This window comes from Mesorhizobium sp. M0968 (genome assembly GCF_040319065.1).
GTDB lineage: Bacteria > Pseudomonadota > Alphaproteobacteria > Rhizobiales > Rhizobiaceae > Mesorhizobium.
This window is the reverse complement of sequence record NZ_JAMYNL010000005.1, coordinates 355,067-376,527: the sequence shown is the minus strand read 5'-3', so window position 1 is coordinate 376,527 and position 21,461 is coordinate 355,067. Positions and strand designations below refer to the sequence as shown.

Annotated in this window: 19 protein-coding genes and 2 tRNA genes; 14 read left to right on the top strand and 7 right to left on the bottom strand. The window is 61.1% G+C overall.

Features of this window, described 5'->3' with window-relative positions; all coding sequences use genetic code 11:
* Positions 1-160: 160 nt before the first annotated feature.
* The 4 genes from NKH67_RS12305 (at position 161) to NKH67_RS12290 (ending at position 3,094) form a co-directional block, all read left to right on the top strand.
* The gene (locus tag NKH67_RS12305) at positions 161-637 is read left to right on the top strand and encodes a hypothetical protein (protein ID WP_352501482.1); all 477 of its coding nucleotides are present in this window, start codon (positions 161-163) and stop codon (positions 635-637) included.
* 484 nt (positions 638-1,121) lie between these two features.
* Entirely contained in the window at positions 1,122-1,685 is a 564-nt protein-coding gene (locus NKH67_RS12300) for a hypothetical protein (protein WP_352501483.1), read from the top strand.
* A 13-nt stretch (positions 1,686-1,698) separates the two neighbouring features.
* Entirely contained in the window at positions 1,699-2,703 is a 1,005-nt protein-coding gene (locus NKH67_RS12295; protein WP_352501484.1) for a hypothetical protein, read from the top strand.
* Entirely contained in the window at positions 2,681-3,094 is a 414-nt protein-coding gene (locus NKH67_RS12290; protein ID WP_352501485.1) for a recombinase family protein, read from the top strand. Before NKH67_RS12295 ends, NKH67_RS12290 begins: the two co-directional genes overlap by 23 nt.
* 343 nt (positions 3,095-3,437) lie before the next feature.
* Here the strand turns inward: NKH67_RS12290 and NKH67_RS12285 are convergent.
* Positions 3,438-3,511: transfer RNA gene (locus NKH67_RS12285), tRNA-Gln, on the bottom strand.
* Positions 3,512-3,973: 462 nt separating this feature from the next.
* Between NKH67_RS12285 and NKH67_RS12280 the strand changes: the two genes are divergently transcribed.
* Positions 3,974-4,405, top strand: a complete 432-nt coding sequence (locus NKH67_RS12280) for a YybH family protein (protein ID WP_352501486.1) — start codon at positions 3,974-3,976, stop codon at positions 4,403-4,405.
* 333 nt (positions 4,406-4,738) lie between these two features.
* Here the strand turns inward: NKH67_RS12280 and NKH67_RS12275 are convergent, their stop codons facing one another.
* The 3 genes from NKH67_RS12275 to NKH67_RS12265 form a co-directional block, all read right to left on the bottom strand.
* Positions 4,739-5,368, bottom strand: a complete 630-nt coding sequence (locus NKH67_RS12275; protein ID WP_352501487.1) for a hypothetical protein — start codon at positions 5,366-5,368, stop codon at positions 4,739-4,741.
* Between the two features lie 113 nt (positions 5,369-5,481).
* Positions 5,482-5,555: transfer RNA gene (locus NKH67_RS12270), tRNA-Gln, on the bottom strand.
* Between the two features lie 110 nt (positions 5,556-5,665).
* Positions 5,666-6,598, bottom strand: a complete 933-nt coding sequence (locus NKH67_RS12265; protein ID WP_352501488.1) for a lysylphosphatidylglycerol synthase domain-containing protein — start codon at positions 6,596-6,598, stop codon at positions 5,666-5,668.
* Positions 6,599-6,926: 328 nt separating this feature from the next.
* Between NKH67_RS12265 and NKH67_RS12260 the strand changes: the two genes are divergently transcribed.
* Together NKH67_RS12260 and NKH67_RS12255 are read left to right on the top strand one after the other, a co-directional pair.
* Positions 6,927-8,309: a Ppx/GppA phosphatase family protein gene (locus tag NKH67_RS12260; protein WP_352501489.1), complete on the top strand. Its 1,383-nt coding sequence runs from the start codon at positions 6,927-6,929 to the stop codon at positions 8,307-8,309.
* A gap of 58 nt (positions 8,310-8,367) precedes the next feature.
* Positions 8,368-9,063, top strand: coding sequence for an RlmE family RNA methyltransferase (locus NKH67_RS12255; protein WP_352501490.1), 696 nt, complete (start codon positions 8,368-8,370; stop codon positions 9,061-9,063).
* Positions 9,064-9,244: 181 nt separating this feature from the next.
* Here NKH67_RS12255 and NKH67_RS12250 read toward each other — a convergent pair whose 3' ends face one another.
* On the bottom strand, positions 9,245-10,666 hold the full coding sequence (locus tag NKH67_RS12250; protein WP_352501491.1) for an MFS transporter: 1,422 nt from the start codon (positions 10,664-10,666) through the stop codon (positions 9,245-9,247).
* A 295-nt stretch (positions 10,667-10,961) separates the two neighbouring features.
* Here NKH67_RS12250 and guaB point away from each other — a divergent pair, with 295 nt between their 5' ends.
* From guaB to NKH67_RS12235, 3 genes are read left to right on the top strand one after another with little or no spacing between them, the layout of a single operon-like run.
* The gene (gene guaB / locus NKH67_RS12245; protein WP_352458563.1) at positions 10,962-12,464 is read left to right on the top strand and encodes an IMP dehydrogenase; all 1,503 of its coding nucleotides are present in this window, start codon (positions 10,962-10,964) and stop codon (positions 12,462-12,464) included.
* A gap of 31 nt (positions 12,465-12,495) precedes the next feature.
* On the top strand, positions 12,496-13,035 hold the full coding sequence (locus NKH67_RS12240; RefSeq protein WP_352472058.1) for a hypothetical protein: 540 nt from the start codon (positions 12,496-12,498) through the stop codon (positions 13,033-13,035).
* Positions 13,036-13,063: 28 nt separating this feature from the next.
* Positions 13,064-13,483, top strand: coding sequence for an MAPEG family protein (locus NKH67_RS12235; RefSeq protein ID WP_352501492.1), 420 nt, complete (start codon positions 13,064-13,066; stop codon positions 13,481-13,483).
* A gap of 5 nt (positions 13,484-13,488) precedes the next feature.
* On the opposite strand, the gene rnd is transcribed toward NKH67_RS12235, so the two are convergent.
* Together rnd and NKH67_RS12225 are read right to left on the bottom strand one after the other, a co-directional pair.
* A complete protein-coding gene (gene rnd / locus NKH67_RS12230; RefSeq protein WP_352501493.1) occupies positions 13,489-14,646 on the bottom strand; it encodes a ribonuclease D in 1,158 nt (385 codons plus the stop codon).
* 73 nt (positions 14,647-14,719) lie between these two features.
* Complete coding sequence (locus NKH67_RS12225; RefSeq protein WP_352501494.1) at positions 14,720-15,967, bottom strand: MFS transporter; 1,248 nt, start codon at positions 15,965-15,967, stop codon at positions 14,720-14,722.
* Positions 15,968-16,357: 390 nt separating this feature from the next.
* On the opposite strand from NKH67_RS12225, the gene NKH67_RS12220 reads away from it, so the two are divergent.
* The 4 genes from NKH67_RS12220 to aspS all read left to right on the top strand — a co-directional run bounded on the left by NKH67_RS12220 (position 16,358) and on the right by aspS (position 21,433).
* Positions 16,358-17,626: an ABC transporter substrate-binding protein gene (locus tag NKH67_RS12220; RefSeq protein ID WP_352501495.1), complete on the top strand. Its 1,269-nt coding sequence runs from the start codon at positions 16,358-16,360 to the stop codon at positions 17,624-17,626.
* Positions 17,627-17,694: 68 nt separating this feature from the next.
* Positions 17,695-18,567, top strand: coding sequence for a carbohydrate ABC transporter permease (locus NKH67_RS12215; protein ID WP_352472057.1), 873 nt, complete (start codon positions 17,695-17,697; stop codon positions 18,565-18,567).
* Positions 18,568-18,603: 36 nt separating this feature from the next.
* Positions 18,604-19,428 carry a carbohydrate ABC transporter permease gene (locus tag NKH67_RS12210; RefSeq protein ID WP_352501496.1) on the top strand — a complete coding sequence of 275 codons (825 nt, stop codon included), beginning with the start codon at positions 18,604-18,606 and terminating at the stop codon, positions 19,426-19,428.
* Between the two features lie 214 nt (positions 19,429-19,642).
* Complete coding sequence (gene aspS, locus NKH67_RS12205; protein WP_352501677.1) at positions 19,643-21,433, top strand: aspartate--tRNA ligase; 1,791 nt, start codon at positions 19,643-19,645, stop codon at positions 21,431-21,433.
* Positions 21,434-21,461 lie beyond the last annotated feature (28 nt).

The following is a 21,461-nucleotide window of genomic DNA, read 5'->3' as shown; positions in this document are numbered from 1 at the left end:
AGCCATGGGACGTGTGGTTCGGCTATCTGCCGCCGCTGGCGGTTGATGCCACGACCCTGTCGGCACACACGATCGGCGGCAGCAGGCATCTAACATCGCCGAAGATAACGCTTGGCCCAGAGGGATGTAATATCGCGCTTATTTTTTAAAGGAGATGGCAATGAGCGGTCGTTTTGTAGCGTTTATCTTAACTATGGGGCTAATGATCGGTTCTGCGGCCGGCCAAACGGATGCGCCTCCTCTTACATCGAGCGAAGCCAGCGCATCTATTGCACTTCCATTGAAAGAGAAAACTGACGGTTCGCTTGACGTATTGTCGCCAGAAGCGGTACTTACCTCGGGTGCAATTTGGCTGCATTCCAAGGGAAAAACAGATTGTTATTATCTATATGACGAGCATTACTACGAAACTAAAACAACCACGGGTAAAGATATTAACAGCCAACCGGTGAATGTTGACTCGCTAACCCTGCACTTTCAGGTCGGGGGCGACTCGGGAGACCAAACGTGCAACTCTACATCAATCTGTGCCAAAACGATTAAGGAATATAATATGTACTGTCGTACGCCTCGGTGTGTTTACGCGACAGCCACGGTGAACGGATCGACCTGGAGCACGACGAAGGCCTGCTGGTAGGGGTTACTACCCGTACTTCTCTCCACGTGCCCATCCAGGGTAACGTCCCAAGCTTATCGATATGGTCGAACAGTGAAAGGGTGCTTTATTGGTCACTTATCTTGGGGGTCATCGTCGCTCTTCAGCCAGCGTGATCGGGTGCTTGCTCTTTTTTTTGATGACACTAATTCTTACATTGGGCGCTGGTTTGCTTTGTCCGCCGACGGCTGCGGCCCAGTCCCCTCGCTTTTCACAAACCTGCCCTGCACTCTCATTCGGCGATTGCGCGCAGTTCCAAGACTACTGGGACCACGCAACGATGTCACAACATTACGACTGCCCCTTTCCTAGTGCCGCTAAGCAGTGTTGGGATAGCAGCGGCTATATAATTAAAGGTTGCCACGCGAGCCCGCTAGGGCTGGACTTCATAGCAGCGCATGACATTTTCTCGGATCTGTTTAGAAAGGCGTATGCCGCCGGAGAGTTCAGCAGGGCGCCTGCCCTAATGTATATCTGGGAGGACGTAGATGCAACCTTGATGGATATTTTATATCCCATATCAAATCGGCAGCAGATAGAGGCAGACGTGTCGGCATTAACTCTTAAAGACGCAATCGCGATAGCTACAATCGCAGTGAAATACTCTTCTGATTTTCCACCTGTCTTGAGGATTTTGTCGACAATAGCTATCAATGTTTCCGCATGCACAGATCTAGAGAGACGAATTCCCGGTTTTGTGCGGACAGTCCTGTCACAGGCGATGACGTTGGCCGGAGTCTGGTTGGTGGAAGGCCCCGTAGGCGATCCTGTGGATACCAATCTTGTTTATGATGGCCCTGTCGACATGCATTTCAATGCAGCGCGAGCCGACTGCGGCGGGAGCGCGGCGCGCCCGACAATTCTCTTTCAGGGCGATCGTAAGGACGGGACTAGTTTCAGTTATCAGCTTGACGTTGGGGGCAACCCGATAGCGTTCACGGGCAATCGCGTCAAGGTAACATTGATAAAGAAAACCGCGGATTGGACCCGGTATCTTTGTGCTGCCGGGACGATTTCTATTAATAACTGATTTAGCGATAGACATGCGAAAAGGTCTGCTGATGAATTGGTACAAACTGGCCAAGGTGGGGTGGTTCATTGGCTGCACCGTTGCCTGCTTATTGTCATCCGCCCGCGCAGACGATCTGACCGACCGCGATGTACTTTGGCGACAAAATGCCTTCCTCTGCGCTATAGCCTCTCCGACGTTCCCGTCCAAGGAAATCGTGGGTCAGCCCCTGGACTGCGACGATGGTGACATGACTCTTTTCAATGGCCTGCTTTGCGCCGCTGGAGAATCAGAGGGATGTGATGCAGTCGCGCGTTCCCAGGGAACCAATGGTCGATGGTGGCGGTCTCCGCGGCGGATTGGTTGGGAGGCGCCTGCTTATGACGTATCGTTCTCTCCTGACCAGTCGTTGGGGGTATTGCTATATTCTGTTCAAACCGGTGATGCTGTAAGATTCTCACGTTGGTTATCCTGGTTAGAGGCGAATCGTCCATGTCTCGCTAAGGTCGGCGGCACGTGTGTCCAATTAGGTTGGCTGCGCTTCTGTACAGACGATCCAGATAAGCGCTGCACACTTCGCCCAGCCGATTGTGTTCGCATCGAGGAAGTAGCGCGGAAACTCAGCGTCGATGGCACGCTGTGCAGGCGCATCATGCGCGAACTTCATATGCCAGAAGATGTACTCCTGCCCCTTGGCGAATTTCTAATTGGCGCCGCAACTGTCGATGATCCAGGCTATCCTCAACATCTGGTGGGTGTCGACATAATGCTCGCCAGACGACTCGACGTGGATCTTAGCAAAGTCGATCAAGCCGCAGCTATTCTTTTTGGGCGCACGTCCGACAACGCGTTCTTTCGCTATCTTTATGAAGGCGCGACCCAAGAAGTCAAAGCAGACGCTCTCACGACATGTCCAGCTCCCGACCGCCTGTCCATCAATCGATTTCAATGGACTTGGGAGCGTGAGACAAAGGCTAACTCGTGGGCAGAAAGCATGTATTGGGAGTGCATTTTTCTTGGCGATTTACTCCGTCAATGAAAGCGGGCGGTGCGGTCGGTCCGCCGAACCATTCAGGGGGATACAAAATGCAGCGGCTATTATTAATGACACTCGTCTAGCGGCGGCGAACGGCTTCGCGGTGGCCGAGGAATACATCGACGTTGAAACTGCCAAGCAGACAGGCCGCACCGCCTTCGGCGAGATGGTAGCGTATCTCAAGGCGCATCCATCCGTTCGCGTGGTGCTGGTCGAGAAGACCGACCGGCCTTATCGCAACCTCAAGGATCGGGTGACGGTCGACGAACTGGACGTGGCATCTGGCCGACCGAAACGCCGCTGGGCTATCGCAACATCACCGGCCCGGACGGCAAGAAGAATCATCGCCGTCGATCCAGCGCTCTCGCCGGTCGTGGCGCGGCTGTTTGACTAGTATGCGCGCGGCGACGTTTCGTTGAAGGAAGCGGCGCGCAAGGCGCACGCGGCGGGTCTGGTCTATCCCAAGAGCGGCGCAAAGGTGGCGCGAGGAGCAGAGCCGCTGCCACCGCGAGATCGAACGGCTTCTTGACCTCGCCCGGAACGCGCAAAGCCTGTTCTCGGCGCAGGAACCGCGCGAAAAACGCCGGTTGCTCAACTTCGTGCTATCGAACTGCACCTGGGAGGATGGCGAAGTGGTCGCTACGTTCCGCCAACCCTTTGACATGCTTGCGAAAACCTTAACTGCCGCTGCAAACTTTGGGCCGGACGAGAGAGCCAAATTGGCGAAAAATGAGGTTTGGCTGGGGAACCTGGATTCGAACCAGGACTAACGGGGTCAGAGTCCGTGGGTCTACCGTTAACCTATTCCCCAGCAGGCGCGGTTGTTGAAAACCGCGCGGGCAGGGCGACGATATCGCCGCGCGTGCCTTGTAGCCGCCGCCGGGATTACGGTGACGGTGCATCATTTTCCTTTCGCCGCGTGCCTCGTTTTCCGGGTTTTCACGGCTTTGCCGATTTGCCTGGCGATGCTCTCGGCCCCAGGGGCGCATTGAAAACCGCGCCATCGGCGACGCGGCAATACTCGATGAGCAGTTCTTGTGAAACCATAGTCTTTCGGACGTGAAAACGCTTTGGCTCACCCGTACGGTGCCGGCGATGCGGCAGACCGGGAACGCGGGCAAGGTGCACCATGCGGCGGGAGCCACATGGTAAACAGTGCACTCACCGTAATTCTGATCTATACTCCGGACATCGGCCCGAACGCCTACGGCAAGCCGAAGGGCGGATGAAGCGCTTGATAGAGTTCTCTTTGTAGTCATGGGGCGATGTTAAGATGTTAGCCTCCGACCTGACCAAATTTATCGAGCAGGATCATCTGGCTCTGGATGCCTTCGTAAAGGGCGATCCTGAGCCCTTGAAAAACCTCTACTCGCGACAGGACGACGTCATTATTGCCAATCCCTTTGGCCCGCCGGCGAAGGGATGGAGAAAGGCCGCTGAGACCATGGAACGGGCCGCCACCAATTACCGGCACGGCAAGGCCATCGGCTTTGAGCGCATCTCGGAGTATGCGACAGCCGACTTGGGATACATCATCGAGGTCGAGCGGCTCCAATCCAAGGTCGGCGGTGGCAACAAACTGGTGCCGATTGCGCTTCGAGTCACCACCATATTCCGGCGCGAGGAAGGCACGTGGAGGATCGTCCTTCGTCATGCCGATCCGATAACCTCGGCACGCCCGCCGACGTCCATTGTCGGGGAGTAGAAGGGTTGCCGGAGAGGTTTTAGGAACTACGGTGACAGTGCACCATTTTTCTTTTCGCCGCCTGCCTCGTTTTCCGGGTTCTCACGGCTTTGCCGATTTGCTCGCCGATACTCTCGGCCCACGGGCGCATTGAAAAACCGCGACATCGGCGACGCGGTAATGCTCGATCAGCAGTTCTTATGGAACACATAGTCTTCGGAGTCTTCGGACGTGAAAACACTTTGGCTCGCCGGTACGGTGCCGGGGAGACGCGGCAGACCGGGAACGCGGGCAAGGCTTCGTTGATCAGCGGTATTCCGGGGAACAGATGCAAGCGAGCGCATCTATTTTCCTTCAAACGCCGTTACGAACCCGTTCCGAATTGGTCAGGGCTTCGCCGAGGCGGCCCACCGCTTGTTTCAGTGCCTTTTCCGCGGAATCGGTTAGCGATTTAGCGCCGCCCTCGCAGAGGACACCTGCATCGCCTTGTGCATTTCCCTGACCTTCCACAGTTGAACCGAGCAATCGACCTTTTCGACCGTCAACAGTTATCGAAGCAACCAAGTCAACATCGGTTTCTATGCCGGCAGACCAAAAACCTGGTACAACCCGCAGTCGGGCATTCATCTCTTCGCCTTTGACCATAATCATCCCACGGCTCTTACGCTCCGCGAGGCCAGCGGCATCGACTGGCTGATCCACGATCTCGAGTTCTGTGACGAGGGATTCCAGCGTCTTGCGGACAGATCCGGAGAAACCGCTTCGCATATCGATCGGGTAACTGTGAGCGGCGCAATTTAGATCCGAAGGCTTGATCGATCTATTTAGCGCGGCGGAGTCTATAAACAGCAGATATTTTCCAGGGAGCTTTTCGCCGTAGCTCGAATAAACGTTATAAGCGGCGATTGGCATTGGCTCGGCTTTATATTGACAGCCGGCAAGCGCAAATGCGGCCGCAAAAACGGCCAACTTTCTATATTTCATCCCCAGCCCTCCCCAGGCAAAGGGAAGCATCGCGCAAGATCACCGCAGACGCAAGCATCGCCCTACACAAGTGTCGGGCAAAATCGTGTCTATGTTATTGAAAGAGAATCAACTGGCTGGGGAACCTGGATTCGAACCAGGACTAACGGAGTCAGAGTCCGTGGGTCTACCGTTAACCTATTCCCCAGCAGGCGCTTGTCGCGCAGGGTGGGCCGCCAGGCAGCCGCGCGGCCCTTGTAGCCGCCGCCGGAAAATAGTCAACCCTGTGTTGGGGTTCAATCGTCGGCTTCCGGTGCTTCAACTCTCGCTGCGGCTGTATTGCGAGTGCTCGAAGAATAGCACCACGCCGAGCGCGATCAGCAGCGGGATGATCAGGTAGAACAGCCGGAACACCAGCAGCGCCGCCAGCACGCCGACCTGGTCCATATGTGACAAGCCCGCGAGAAACACCACCTCGAACACGCCCAGCCCGCCCGGCGCATGCGAGATCTGCGCGATCGAGAACGACACCAGGAAAACGCCGAGCACGATGAAATAGCCGGGATTGCCGGTGGCGGGCAGGGCGAAGAAGATGATCGCCGCCGCCGCCAGCAGTTCGATCGGGCCGACCAGCAATTGCCGCGCCACGATCGGCAGCGCCGGATAATGCAGCTGAAAGCTGCCGATCCTGAGTGGTCTCAGATGCAGCCAACTGCCGAATATGTAGGCCGCCACCACGAGCAGCATGGCGAGCCCTGCTGCTTGCGACAGCCGGTGATGCGGCGTGCCGGAAAACCGGTCGATCACGTCGGGCTCGAGCAGCAGGACGATGCTTGAGACGAACAGCGTCGACAGCACGAAGGTGATCCAGCAGATCGCCACCAGAATGCCGACGTCCTGCCCGGTCAGGCCCCTGGTGCCGTAGGCGCGGTAGCGGATCACCGCACCGGAAAACACCGAGCCGCCGATATTGTGCGACAGCGCGTAGGTGGTGAACGAGCAGAAGGTGACGAACAGCCACGATACTTTCTTGCCGATGTGCAGCAACGCGATGTGGTCGTAGCCGGCGAGCGAGGCATAGGCGATGACCGAGCTCAGCGCCGCCAGTACCCAGCCGCGCGCCGGGATGGCGATTATGCCGGCCCAGACATCGTCAAGCGAGATGCCGCGCAATTCGTGCAGCAGCAGCCACAGCGAGAACACCACCGCGGCGATGCCGATGACGGGCCAGAAATAGCGCCTCCAGTTCATGGCATGACGATCATGCGTTGCAGCCCGTACCGTTTTCCGGTTCGCAGCAGGCAAACCGCCCGCGTTGCCGAATGATTTACCCTCCATTTCAGAAATGCCTCATTGAAGCCGGCTATTCAACCGGGAAGGCGCGTTGTGGCGCTCGCGCCTTCCCTTCTCCCAAGGGGACAAGGGCTCACCGACGTCGCCGCCTTCACGCCGCCGGCAAAATTCGCCGCGAGCGCTCTTGGTGATCCGGCCGTGCGCTGATAGTCTGGCGGCAACTTGAACATGTAAAAGCGCCTGCTGCGTCCGGTCTCCGGTTCGCGCGGTGCCGGAAGGAACGACAGTGGAAGACCACGACGCCGGCGCTGGCGCGCCGGAAGTGGGCGTGTCCAGGGGTTCGCCGACGCCGTCCGGCCAGGCAAGCCCATCCACCGGACGCTACGGCCGTCAGGTGCAACCCTGGTCCGGCAATGGACAGGCTGGCGACACGTCCCACGATCACAAGGGTCAGAACGGCCCGCATCAGAACGGCAAACCCAAGAAACGGCGCAAGCGCCGGCGCGGGCGCAAGGTTTTCGCACGCGACGAGACTCGTCCGCTGGCGGCCGGCGCTTCGGTGCCCGCCGCCAACGAGGCCCCGGCCGCGCGCCCGCCCCAGCCAGCGGCTTACGCGCCTCCGCCCTCAGCTCCGCCAAGGCCGGGGCAAGGTGCCCGCACACCGCCGCCGCTGCAGGAATTGCCGGTGTTTGCCGCGCTCGATCTCGGCACCAACAATTGCCGGCTGCTGGTCGCGGTGCCGACGCGCCATGGCCAGTTCCGCGTCATCGATGCCTTCTCGCGCATCGTCAGGCTGGGCGAGGGCCTTACCGCCAATGGCCGGCTCGGCGACGCCGCAATGGACCGCGCGGTCGAGGCGCTGAAGATCTGCGGTGACAAATTGCGCAACCGCAAGGTCAGGAAAGCCAGGCTGATCGCCACCGAGGCCTGCCGAACCGCCGCCAATGGCGTCGAGTTCCTCGAGCGCGTCGAGCGCGAGGCCGGCCTGAAGCTCGAGATCATCGACCGCCAGACCGAGGCGCGGCTGGCGGTGTCGGGCTGCGGTTCGCTGGTCGAGCGCGACACGCAAGGCGTCGTGCTGTTCGACATCGGCGGCGGCTCGTCCGAAATCGCGCTGATCGACCTCACCGGTCAGCGCTCGCCAAGGCTTGCCAACCATATCGTCTCGTGGACGTCGCTGCCGGTCGGCGTCGTCTCGCTGGCCGAGCGTTTTGGCGGCCGCACGGTGACACGCGAGATCTTTGGCGCCATGGTCGAGGATGTCGCAATGCGGCTGCGCGCCTTCGACGGGCGTGATCGGCTGAGCCACCTCCTGGCCAGCCCGAAATTCCATTTGCTCGGCACATCGGGCACTGTGACGACGCTGGCCGGCGTCCATCTCGATCTCGAACGCTATGACCGCCGCCGCGTCGACGGGCTGTGGATGGATCGCGACAGCGTCGACCGCATGGTCGAAAAACTGGTCGGCTGGGATTTCCAGCAACGCGTCGCCAACCCTTGCATCGGCGCCGACCGCGCCGACCTGGTTCTGGCCGGCTGCGCCATATTGGAGGCGATCCGCGCCGTCTGGCCGTCGGAGCGGCTGCGTGTCGCCGACCGCGGCCTGCGCGAGGGCATATTGAGCGAATTGATGGCCGATGACGGCGTCTGGCGGCGAGGCAGAGCATGATCCCGAAAAGTGGCTGCCGGTTTTCGGACAAGATCATGCTCAAACAAGCAATCAAGCAATGACCAAGAAACCGGAAAGACCGAGCTCCGCCGGCATTCGCGTGCTGAAGACGAAGATCAAGAAGAAAAGCGGCCTGAAGGAATCGTCGCGCCGCTGGCTGCAGCGCCACATCAACGATCCCTATGTCCAGCGCTCGAAGGCCGACGGCTATCGCTCGCGCGCCGCCTACAAGCTGATCGAGATCGACGACAAGCACCATCTGCTCAAGCCAGGCATGAAGGTGATAGACCTTGGCGCGGCACCCGGCGGCTGGTGCCAGGTCGCCGCCGCGCGTACCAAGTCGACCGCGGAACACCCGAACGTCGTCGGCATCGATTACCTCGAGATGGACGCCGTGCCGGGCGCGCCGGTGCTGCTGATGGATTTCCTCGATCCGCAGGCACCCGAAAAGCTGGCCGAGACGCTGGGCGGCCAGCCCGACATCGTGCTCTCCGACATGGCCGCACCGACCACCGGCCACAAACGGACCGACCACATCCGCACCATGCATCTGTGCGAGGTGGCGGCCGATTTCGCGCTGTCGGTATTGAAGCCAGGCGGACATTTCCTCGCCAAGACGTTTCAGGGCGGCGCCGAGAACGAATTGCTGGCGAAACTCAAGCGGAATTTCCGCTCGGTCCATCACGTCAAGCCGCCGGCCTCACGCGATGAGTCGGTGGAGCTTTATTTGCTGGCGAAGGATTTTAAGGGGTAGCGCCCTTTCCTTCTCCCCTTGTGGGAGAAGGTGGCCTCGCGAAGCGAGGTCGGATGAGGGGTGTTCCAGCTTGGCAACACGCTTGCAGTTATCATCGCCTCATTTCTTCCAACACCCCTCAACCGTCTCGGCGCTGCGCGCCGATCCACCTTCTCCCACAAGGGGAGAAGGGAAGGGGTCCTCAACTCCCCGGCGGGCTCACCGGCTCCAGTGTCTTCGGCGGCGTCAACCGGCCATGTCCAGACACGGCATTGCCGGCGTCCGGGGCCAGCCGCATGAACGACAGCGAGGCTGCCGCCGACACCGCCGCTACGATGAAGAAGGCGGTGTGGAAGTCGCTCAGCGTCAGCGGGCCACCATGGATCTTGGTTGACACTTCCAGGATGCCGCCGGCCAGCGCCACACCGAGCGCGATCGCCAACTGCTGGAACACCGCGGTGATCGGCGTCGCCTTGCTGGTGTCGGCGGCCGAAATCTCGGCGTAGGCAAGCGCATTGATGCCGGTGAAGAACATCGAGCGGATAAAGCCCCCGGCGAGCAGCATGGCGAGGATCAGCCCGTAGGGCGTGTCGGGTGTGAACAGACCGTTGATGGCGATGGACGCGGCAGCGATGAGCGAGCCTGAAATCAGCACCCGGCGGAAGCCGGCGACCCTGAAGATCAGCGCGGTGACGAATTTCATGCCTATGGCGCCGATTGCCGAGACGAAGGTGATCATGCCGGACTGGAACGGCGTCAGCCCGAAACCGATCTGGAACATCAGCGGCAACAGGAAAGGTACGGCACCAATGCCGATGCGGAACAGTCCGCCGCCGAGCACCGACGAGCGGAACACCCGATTGCGAAACAGCTCGAGCGCCAGCAGCGGGTTCTTGGCGCGGCGCGCGTGCAGCAGGTAAAGCACCGCCGATGCCAGCCCGACGGCAACGGTGATAAAGCCGGCGACTGGCGGCAGAGCCGGCAGGCTGACCACCGACAGGCCGAACACGATGCCCGATGCCGCCAGCCCGCTCAGCACGAAACCGATGAGATCGAGCGGCGGCGTCTGCGCGGCGTCGGTCTTCGGCAGGAAACGCGTGGCCAGCCAGATGCCGATCAGCCCGATCGGCACATTGATCAGAAAAATCCAGTGCCAGGAAAAATAGGTGGTGATGAAGCCGCCGACCGGCGGGCCGACCAGGGGGCCGACCAGAGCCGGGACAGTCAGCCACGACATGGCGGCGACGAGCTCGCTTTTCGGCGTCGCGCGTACCAGCACCAGGCGTCCGACCGGCGTCATCATGGCGCCGCCAATACCTTGCAGGAAACGTGACACCACGAAAGCCGGCAGCGAATTGGAAATGGCGCACGCGACCGAACCGACGATGAACACGGCGATCGCGGCGCGGAAGACATTCTTGGCGCCGAAGCGGTCGGCCATCCAGCCGCTGATCGGAATGAAGATCGCCAGCGATACCAGATAGGCGGTCAGCGCCAGCTTGAGCGCGATCGGGCTGGTGTGGATGTCGATGGCGATCGCCGGCAACGATGTCGCAATGACGGTCGAATCCATGTTTTCCATGAATAGAGCGACCGCCAGGATAAGCGGAATGGTGCGGTTCACGATGGATCCGGCCTTGAAATGTGCGTCGCGATTGCTTGCCGGCCCTGGGGGCCAAACCGACAGGTAGGGCGGTTATCATGGTTTGGCCCGGATGTCGTATTAATTTGCTGTCACGTTTGTGCGACCGCAAGTCCCGCAGCCCCTGGGGCAAAATGCAGCTTCGCCACTACACAACCATCGGCTTTTCAACGGCCACGGGACGTGTTACGAGCCAGCGCCAATCCTGAAAGGGAAGAAGACGAGTCGGCGCTGTCCATCCAGGGCGAGCGCCTTTCCTGCATTCCGAGGGCTGGCCATGGCAAAAATCATCGAGACGTCCACCGGCGCATTGGCGCTGACCTTTGACGACGTGCTGCTGCAGCCGGGTCATTCCGAGGTCATGCCCGGCGAGACCGACATCCGCACCCGCATCGCCGGCGACATCGACCTCAACGTGCCGATCCTGTCGGCCGCCATGGACACGGTTACCGAGGCGCGGCTCGCCATCGCCATGGCCCAGGCCGGCGGCATCGGTGTCATCCACCGCAATTTCTCGCCGGCCGAACAGGCCGAGCAGGTGCGGCAGGTGAAGAAATTCGAGTCCGGCATGGTGGTCAACCCGGTCACCATCGGTCCCGAGGCGACGCTTGCCGATGCGCTGGGTCTGATGCGCACCTACAGCATTTCGGGCATTCCGGTGGTCGAGAACGGCGGCACCGGCGGCCACACGGTCGGCCGGCTCGTCGGCATCCTGACCAACCGCGACGTCCGCTTCGCGTCCGATCCGGCGCAAAAGGTCTATGAGCTGATGACCCGCGAGAACCTGATCACGGTCAAGGAGAACGTCGATCAGGACGAGGCCAAGCGGCTACTCCACCAGCACCGCATCGAGAAGCTTGTTGTGGTCGATCGGGACGGCAATTGCGTCGGGCTGATCACGGTCAAGGACATCGAGAAGTCGCAGCTCAACCCGCACGCCACCAAGGATGCGCAGGGGCGCTTGCGCGCAGCCGCCGCCACCAGCGTCGGCGATGACGGTTTCGAACGCGCCGAGCGCCTCATCGACGCCGGCGTCGACCTTCTCGTGATCGACACCGCGCACGGTCATTCGCAGCGCGTTCTGGATGCGGTGACGCGGGCCAAGAAACTGTCCAACTCGGTTCGCATCCTGGCCGGCAACGTCGCCACCGCGGAAGGCACCTTGGCGCTGATCGATGCCGGCGCCGACGCGGTCAAGGTCGGCATCGGACCAGGCTCCATCTGCACCACCCGCATCGTCGCCGGCGTCGGCGTGCCGCAGCTCTCGGCGATCATGTCGGCGGTCGAGACGGCGCAGAAATCCGGCGTTTCGGTCATTGCCGATGGCGGCATCAAATATTCGGGCGATCTCGCCAAGGCGCTGGCCGCCGGCGCAAGTGCTGCGATGATCGGCTCGCTGCTGGCCGGCACGGACGAGAGCCCGGGCGAGGTCTATCTGCACCAGGGCCGCTCGTTCAAAGCCTATCGCGGCATGGGCTCGGTCGGCGCGATGGCGCGCGGCTCCGCCGATCGTTATTTCCAGGCCGAGGTACGCGACACGCTGAAACTGGTCCCGGAAGGCATCGAAGGGCAGGTGCCGTACAAAGGACCTGTGTCTGGCGTGCTGCACCAGCTTGCAGGCGGCCTGAAAGCCGCTATGGGTTATGTCGGTGGCCGCGACCTTGCCGATTTCCGCGAGCGCGCCACTTTTGTGCGGATATCCAATGCCGGACTTCGTGAAAGCCACGCCCATGACGTCACGATTACCCGCGAAAGCCCGAATTATCCTGGCGGAGCCTGACCGTCATGCGTCTTGGCGCAATCTGACGGCAATGATCCTGCGGCTGTCGCGCCACGCGGCCGCACTCTGTGTCGCCACCGTGGTGGTTTTCATCATCATGACGGCGATGGAGTTCCTCTATTTTCGCCGATTGAGCGGCGGTCTGCCGTCGCTCGACATGCGCTATACCGGTTTTACCCCGGATGAGGGCATGGCCTGGCTAACAGCCCTCGGCCGGCGCGGCAGCGAAATTATTCTCGTCTGGCATTACCTGACCTTCGACCTGCTGTTTCCGGCGCTGCTGTCGCTGACGATGGTCAGCCTGATCCTGGCCACGGGCCGGCGGCTGAAGAATTTCCGTGCACTGCCTGCGCAAACCCAGTCGATATTCGCGGTTGTGCTGGTGCTGCCCTACCTGCTTACCGACTATGCCCAGAATATCGCCGTGGCTCGTCTTTTGTCCGATTTTCTGTCGGCCAATCCGGATTCGCTATCCTTCGCCTCGGCGCTGATCGTCACCAAATTCGCCCTACTGGCGATACCAGTGACCGTCACTGCGGCTTTCACTCTGATGGCTCAGAAACGGTCTTGAAGGCTGGGTGACAGAGACAGGGGGCATCTTGAACCAGACCGCGATCTTCTGGCCGATGCTGGCGCAGGTGCTGCTGGTCTATATCGTCTATATCGTAATGGGCCGGCGCCGCTATGGTGCGGTCAGATCGGGCGAAGCCAAGACCGGTCAGTTCAAGACGCGCTCGACGGAGCCTGGTTCCAGCGTCACCGTCGCCGACAATCTGAGCAACCAGTTCGAACTGCCGGTGCTTTTCTACGTCTTATGCTTGACGCTGCACGTGACCAATGGCGTCAATTACCTGACCTTGGCACTGATGTGGATCTTTGTCGTCTCTCGCTATTTTCACGCATCGGTCCACTTGACCAGCAATCAGCTAATCCTGCGCAGCAGGGCATTCTACCTGGGCGCGGTGGTTCTCGCACTTGGCTGGATATGGGTGGCGCTGCATCTGCTCGGCTTGGTCTGAGCAGATCAAGGCTGCACGTCGAACACAGCGATCTTGCGCTTGTCGAACCTGATGGCGAGTTCACCGCGCACAAGCTTGAGCGCGGCCTCGCCGAAGACGGCGCGCCGCCAGCCTTGCAATGCCGGCACGTCGGCTTCCTCGCCCTCGGCAGCGATGCGGTCGATGTCGTCACTGGAGGCGAGTACCTTGGATGCGACGCCCTCCTTTTCGGCAACGATCCGCAGCAGCACCTTCAGCAACTCCGCCGCGGCGCTTGACCCCTCCGGCGGCTGGAAGCTCTTCGGCAGCTTCGGCATCTCTTCCCTGGGCAGGGCAAGGGCAGCGTTTACCGCGCCAAGCAGTGCCGTCGCCGTCGACGAGCGCTCCCAGCCCTTCGGCGTGGTACGCAGCTTGCTCAGCGCCGCAGCGTCGCGCGGCGCCTGCTGCGCCACTTCGTAGATAGCATCGTCCTTGAGCACCCGGCCGCGCGGCACGTCGCGCTCGCGCGCTTCGCGTTCGCGCCAGGCGGCCACCGCCTGCACGATCGCCAGTTCCTGCGGCTTGCGCAGCCGCATCTTGAGCCTCTTCCAGGCATCCTCGGGATGCGGATCGTAGGTCTCGCGCGAGGTCAGCACGTCCATCTCCTCGTTCAGCCAGTGGGCGCGGTTTTCCCGCACCAGCTCGGCGCTGAGATGCTTGTAGACCTCGATCAGGTGGGTGACGTCGGCGAGCGCGTAGTCGAGCTGCTTTTCGGACAGCGGACGGTGGCGCCAGTCGGTGAAGCGCGAGGACTTGTCGAGCCGCGCTCCGGTGATGCGCTGCACCAGCTGGTCGTAGGAGACGCTGTCGCCGAAGCCGCAGACCATTGCCGCGACCTGGGTGTCGAACACCGGATGCGGCACCAGATCGCCGAGATGCACGATGATTTCGATGTCCTGGCGCGCCGCATGGAAGACTTTGACGATCGCCTCGTTGGACATCAGCCTGAAGAACGGTTTCAGGTCGATGTCGGGCGACAGCGGATCGATCAGCGCGGTCACCCCGGGCGCTGCCATCTGGATCAGGCACAGGATCGGCCAGAAGGTCGTTTCGCGAATGAATTCGGTATCGACGGTGACGAATTCCGCCTTTTCGAAAGCGGCAATAGCGGTCTCGAGTTCTTTCTGGGTGGTGATGACGTGCATCAAATCGCTTTTGGCAAGGGATAGGGTCTCTTTCAATTTCAGCCGCGCGCGCTTTCGTCAAGCGCAAGCACCTCTATCCAGGCTTTGCGGGTTCATCGGGATCGGCATTCCGCTTCGCCAGCCGGGCAAAAACCGTCGAAGTGCGCAACAGCGCCGTAAAACGGCTGCGATGGGTGGCCGGCACGGCGGAGCGCGCCTGCATCCGGTAAAGGATGACGGCCACGAAGATCGCATAGACGGTGGCGCTGAACACGAACAGCGCGCTCGGCCCGAAAAATTGCATCACCGTCGAGGCTACGAACGGCCCGCCAATGGCGCCGAAGGAATAAAACAGCATCAAGGCCGCGTTGATCAGCACGAACTCGCCCTTGTCGGCGCGGTCGTTGGAATGCGCCGCTGACAACGAATAGAGCGGCATGGCGAAGCAGCCGAAGATGAAGACGAGCAGGAAGTTGAGAAACGGGCTGCCGCCTGCCACGAATGCCAGCGCCAGTGCCGCCACCATCGCACAGCACGTCGTCATCAGCAGCACCGAGCGCCGGTCCCAGCGGTCGGAGAGATAGCCAAGCGGGTATTGTATGATGGCGCCGCCGAAAATGCCGACGCTGACGAAGGTGACGACGTCGGCGACCGACATGCCGATCTGCTCGGCATAGACCGGCGACAGGGTGCGAAAGGCGCTGTTTGTGACGCCGACGGCGATACAGCCGAAGCAGCCGAGCGGCGAGATCCGCCAGACGCGCGCCAAATCGAGCTTGACGTCTTCCGGCGGCGTCGGATTGGAGCGGTCGCCGAGCGAAACCGGCACCAGCGAAACGGTGATCATCATCGACATGATGGCGAAGATGGCAAAGCCGCCGGCGCCGAAGATCGGGATCAGGAACTGGGCGCCCGTCACCGAGCCGATGTCGACCATCCGGTAGATGGCAAGCACCCGCGCCCGGTCGGTGTTCGTGACGCCGGAATTCAGCCAGGCTTCCATGATGGTGAACAGGCCGGCAAAGCAGAACCCGCCGGCAAAGCGCACGGCGCACCACATCACCGGATCGATGACCAGCACCAGAAGCAGCGTTCCCGCCGAGGCGATCGCCGCGAGTGCCGAAAAGGCGCGCACATGGCCGACGGACTTCATGATGCGGGTCACGGCAAGGCAGCCGAGCAGGAAGCCGGCGAAATAGAACGTGCCCATCAGGCCGATCGAGGAAGCGGGAAAACCTTCCTGCGCACCACGCAGCGCAATCAACGTGCTCTGCAGGCCATTGCCGCCGAGCAGGATGCCGGCGGCGATCAGGAGGGGGATCAGCGGGCGGATGGAGGACATGAAGGAAAGCCTGTCGTTGATCCTTCTTGAACCATCGCCTTCGCCAATGCCAGCGGCAATTCCCGGTGGCGTTGGGGCCAGCCGGGGGCCTTAACGCATGTCGCGCAAAAGTGTGCAGCGGTTTTGCGATAACGACATGCATAAAAACAAGAACCTAAAGCGCGTCGCCGAGGCCGATCGAACGCGACACGTTTTAGGTGCATTAACGAGGGGGAACTTGCGCTACCGCGTGGCGCCGGACCCTCCGTGTTGGGAACCAAGGCGTATCTTTGTAGTTCAGTGCTGGTGGGCGAATGCGCGTCTTGTGAGCTGCCGGTGTGCGGAGATGGTGTCAGGCATCGACGTCGTTTCTGCTGCCCGGCCTGAAGCTCCAAAGGGAGGTCCGCCATCATGAAATTTCATTCCGCATTTGCGGCATTTGCCGTGGCCGCAGTTCTGGCGGCCGGGCCGGCGCGGGCTGTCGACCTCGTCATGGTGTCCGGAGATACCGGCAACGGCCAGAGAATCCTTCGCGAGATCCTCGATCAATACGAGAAGACGACCGGCAACAAGGTTAGCGTCGTTCCGCTGCCCCCCTCGGCGACGGACCAGTTTGGCCAATACCGGCTCTGGCTTGCCGCCGGAAGCAGCGACGTCGACGTCTATCAAACGGACATCATCTGGGCCCCCCAGCTTGCAAGGCAGTTCATCGACCTGACCGAAGCGACCAAGGATGTCGTTGGCGCCCATTTCCCATCGATCATCAAATCGCAGACCGTGGACGGCAAGCTCGTCGCCTTGCCGATATTCACCGACGCTCCGGCGCTCTACTACCGCAAGGATCTCCTCGACAAATACGGCGCCAGGGTCCCGGCCAGCTGGGCTGAACTTGCCGATACCGCCAAGCTTGTCATGGATAAGGAGCGCGCGGCCGGCAACAAGGACATGTGGGGTTTCGTTTTCCAGGGCAACGCCTATGAGGGGCTGACCTGCGATGCACTCGAATGGGTGAAGTCGAACGGCGGCGGCCAGATTATCGAGCCGGACGGCACCATCTCCATCAACAATCCGCAAGCAGCTGCGGCGCTGGAAATGGCGAGGAGCTGGGTGGGAACCATCTCACCGCCCGGCGTTCTGGCCTACCAGGAAGAAGAGTCGCGCGGAGTCTGGCAGACCGGCAACGCCGTCTTCATGCGCAACTGGCCCTACGCCTACGCGCTTGGCAACAGCGAAAGCTCCCCCATCAAAGGCAAGTTCGAGGTGACGATGCTGCCGCCGGGGTCTGGTGAGGGCGCGCACCCGGCAGCAACGCTTGGCGGCTGGAATCTCGCGGTTTCCAAATATTCGAAGAACCCGGATGCAGCGATCGAGCTGGTCAAATGGATCGCCTCGCCTCAGATGCAGAAGTACCGCGCCTTGAAGGGGGCATATCTGCCGACCATCCAGGCACTCTATGACGATGCCGACATCGCCAGCGCCCAGCCGGTGATTCCGCGCTGGAAGGAAGTCGTCCTCAACGCGGTGCCGCGTCCCTCGGCCCAAGCCAAGAGCCGGTACAATGAGGCATCGAGCGAGTTCTGGACCGCCGTCCACAACACCATTTCCGGCGAGGGCACAGCCGCCGACAACCTTGCCGATCTGGAGTTCTCCTTGACCAGGCTCAAGGGCACCGCCTGGTGACCTCGCCGCGCTCAGGCTCGCTGCTGGCGCGTCAACGTACGCGCTCGGCATGGCTGTTGCTTGCCCCGATGCTCATCGTGCTCGCCGCCGTTGCCGGTTGGCCGTTGATGCGCACGATCTATTTCGGCTTCACCGACGCCTCGCTCGCCGACCTCGAAGCCCGCCGCTGGGTTGGCTTCGCCAACTATTTCTCCGTCGTGCAAATGCCGAGCGGCCGCGTCGTCTATGACGGGCTGCTCGCCGATCCGGTCTGGTGGCGCGCCGTCTGGAACACGGTGCGCTTCGCGGTGATTTCGGTGACCTGCGAGACGGTGCTCGGCATGATCGTCGCGCTGGTGCTCAACGCCAGGTTTCGCGGCCGCGGTATCGTGCGCGCCGCGATCCTCATCCCTTGGGCGATCCCGACGATCGTCTCGGCGAAAATGTGGCAGTGGATGCTCAACGACCAGTTCGGCATCATCAACGACGTCCTGCTCAAGCTCGGCCTGATCAGCACCAAGATCGCCTGGACGGCCAGCGCCGACACGGCGATGGTCGCCGTCCTTGTTGTCGACATCTGGAAGGCAACCCCCTTCATGGCGCTTCTCATTCTCGCCGGCCTCCAGATGCTTCCACAAGAAATCTACGAGGTCGCCAAGCTCGACGGCGTCGGCGCGTGGAGAATTTTCTGGAAGATCACTTTGCCGCTCATCCGACCGGCGTTGATGGTGGCCATGATCTTTCGCGGTCTCGATGCCCTGCGCATCTTCGATCTGATCTACGTGCTTACGCCAAACAACATACACACCAAGTCGATGTCGGTGTTTGCCCGCGAGAGCCTGTTTGAGTTCGACAAGTTCGCTTCCGGTTCCGCCGCCTCGACGCTTCTCTTCCTTATCCTCGCTCTGCTGACCATGCTCGTTCTTTGGCTCGGCCGGATAAGACTGGACAAGGACTATTGACCATGGGGGACTATTGATCATGGGGGACTACTGACCATGTGGATCGTCAAGCGCACGGCTTTCTACCTCCTCGTCGCCGTTATCGTCGTCGTCGCGGCGTTCCCGTTCTACTACGCCATCATCACCAGCCTGAAATCGGGGACGGCGCTCTTCCAGATCGACTATTGGCCGAAGACGATTACCTTCAGCAACTACAGGACCGTGTTCACCGAGGGGACCTTCCTGCGCAACCTCGTGAACTCGCTTTTCATCTCGAGCGCCGTTGTCGTCATTTCGCTGTTCCTCGGCGTCACCGCCGCCTATGCGCTGGCGCGCATCCGCTTCCGCGGCCGCTCGGCTCTGCTCCTCACTATCCTGTCCGTTTCGATGTTCCCGCAATTGGCGGTGCTTGCCGGGCTTTTCGAGCTGATCCGCATCTTCGGCCTCTACAATTCGCCGTTCGCGCTGATCTTGTCCTACATGATCTTCACCTTGCCGTTCACCGTCTGGGTGCTCACCGCCTTCGTTCGCGACCTGCCGATCGAGCTGGAGGAAGCGGCGATCCTCGATGGCGCCACGCCCTGGATCATCATCAGCCGCGTCTTCCTGCCGCTCATGTGGCCGGCGCTGGCGACCACCGGGCTTCTCGCCTTCATCGGTGCTTGGAACGAGTTCCTGTTCGCCCTGACGTTTACCTCCAGCAACGAGCAGCGAACCGTGCCGGTGGCGATCGCGCTGCTCTCCGGCAGCTCGCAGTTCGAGATCCCGTGGGGCAACATCATGGCCGCATCGGTGATCGTCACCGTGCCGCTCGTCGTCCTCGTTCTCATCTTCCAGCGCAAGATCATTTCCGGTCTCACGGCGGGCGGGGTGAAGGGGTGAGTGCATAGTTGAACTGCGGGCACAGAGCAGCGAACTCAGATTGACGCCTCGAGCATAAATTGATGCCGGTGGGAAAGGGGCGGGAAGAACGCGAACTCGACCCGGCTGCCGCTTGCCTTGACAAATGCACCCTCTCATGTGCTTTTCGCGCAAATTTTCAGGCTGGGCCATCATGCCTTGGCCGCAACCCAACATCCGGACTTTAAGAATGACAATGCATCGTTACCGCAGCCATACCTGTGCCCAATTGAGGAAGCTCGACGTCGGCTCGACCGTTCGCTTGTCGGGCTGGGTGCATCGCGTGCGCGACCATGGCGGCCTGCTGTTCATCGATTTGCGCGACCATTACGGCCTGACCCAGATCGTCGCCGATCCGGATTCGCCCGCCTTCAAGATTGCCGAGACCCTGCGCGGCGAATGGGTCGTCCGCGTCGACGGCGAGGTCAAGGCGCGCCTCGCCGACACCGTGAACCCTAATTTGCCAACCGGCGAGATCGAAGTCTTCGCGCGCGAGATCGAGGTACTGTCGGCCGCCAGGGAATTGCCCCTGCCGGTCTTCGGCGAGCCGGATTACCCAGAGGACATCCGCCTCAAATACCGCTTCCTCGACCTGCGCCGCGATACCCTGCACAAGAACATCGTCGCGCGCACCAAAATCATCGCCGAGATGCGCAAGCTGATGGGCGAGGTCGGCTTCACCGAATTCTCGACGCCGATCCTGACCGCCTCGTCGCCGGAAGGGGCGCGCGACTTTCTGGTGCCGTCGCGCATCCACCCCGGCACTTTCTATGCGCTGCCGCAGGCACCGCAGATATATAAGCAGCTGATCATGGTGTCCGGCTTCGACCGCTACTTCCAGATTGCGCCCTGCTTCCGCGACGAGGACCCGCGCGCCGACCGTCTGCCGGGTGAATTCTACCAGCTCGACGTTGAGATGAGCTTCGTCGAGCAGGAGGATGTGTTCACCACCATGGAGCCGGTGATGCGGGGGGTGTTCGAGACCTTTGCCGCCGGCAAGCCGGTGACGGAGAAGTTTCCGCGCATCGCCTATGATGTCGCCATGCGCAAATACGGCACCGACAAGCCGGACCTGCGCAACCCGATCGAGATGCAGGCCGTCTCGGATCATTTTCGCGACTCTGGCTTCAAGGTATTTGCCAACATCCTTGCCAACGATCCGAAGGCCGAGGTCTGGGCCATTCCGGCCAAGACCGGCGGGTCTCGCGCCTTCTGCGACCGCATGAACTCATGGGCGCAAGGCGAGGGTCAGCCCGGCCTCGGCTACATCTTCTGGCGCAAGGAGGGCGAGAAGCTCGAAGGCGCCGGGCCGCTGGCCAAGAACATCGGCGAGGAGCGCACGGAGGCGATCCGACAACAACTCGGCCTCGCCGATGGCGATGCCGCCTTCTTCGTCGCCGGTGATCCGAAGAAGTTCGTCTCCTTCGCAGGAGCGGCGCGCACCCGCGCCGGCGAGGAGCTCAATCTTGTCGACCGCGACCGCTTCGAATTGTGCTGGATCGTCGACTTCCCGTTCTTCGAATGGAACGAGGAGGAGAAGAAGATCGACTTCGCGCACAATCCTTTCTCGATGCCACAAGGCGGCATCGATGCGCTTAACGGCGAGGATCTGCTCGGCATCAAGGCGTTCCAGTACGACATGGTCTGTAACGGTTTCGAGATCGCCTCCGGCGGCATCCGCAACCATCTGCCCGAAACCATGGTCAAGGCGTTCGAAACCGTCGGGCTGGACCGCGCGACGGTCGAAGAGCGCTTCGGCGGCCTTTATCGCGCCTTCCAGTATGGCGCGCCGCCGCATGGCGGCATGGCGGCCGGCATCGACCGCGTCGTCATGCTTCTGGTCGGCGCCAGGAACCTGCGCGAAGTGACTATGTTCCCGATGAACCAGCAGGCCTACGACCTGTTGATGAGCGCGCCGTCGGAAGCCAGCCCGCAGCAGCTTCGCGAATTGTCGCTGCGCGTGGTGGCGACGAAGAAAGAGGTTTAGAAAACGCTCCGAACCGGTGCTGTTGATT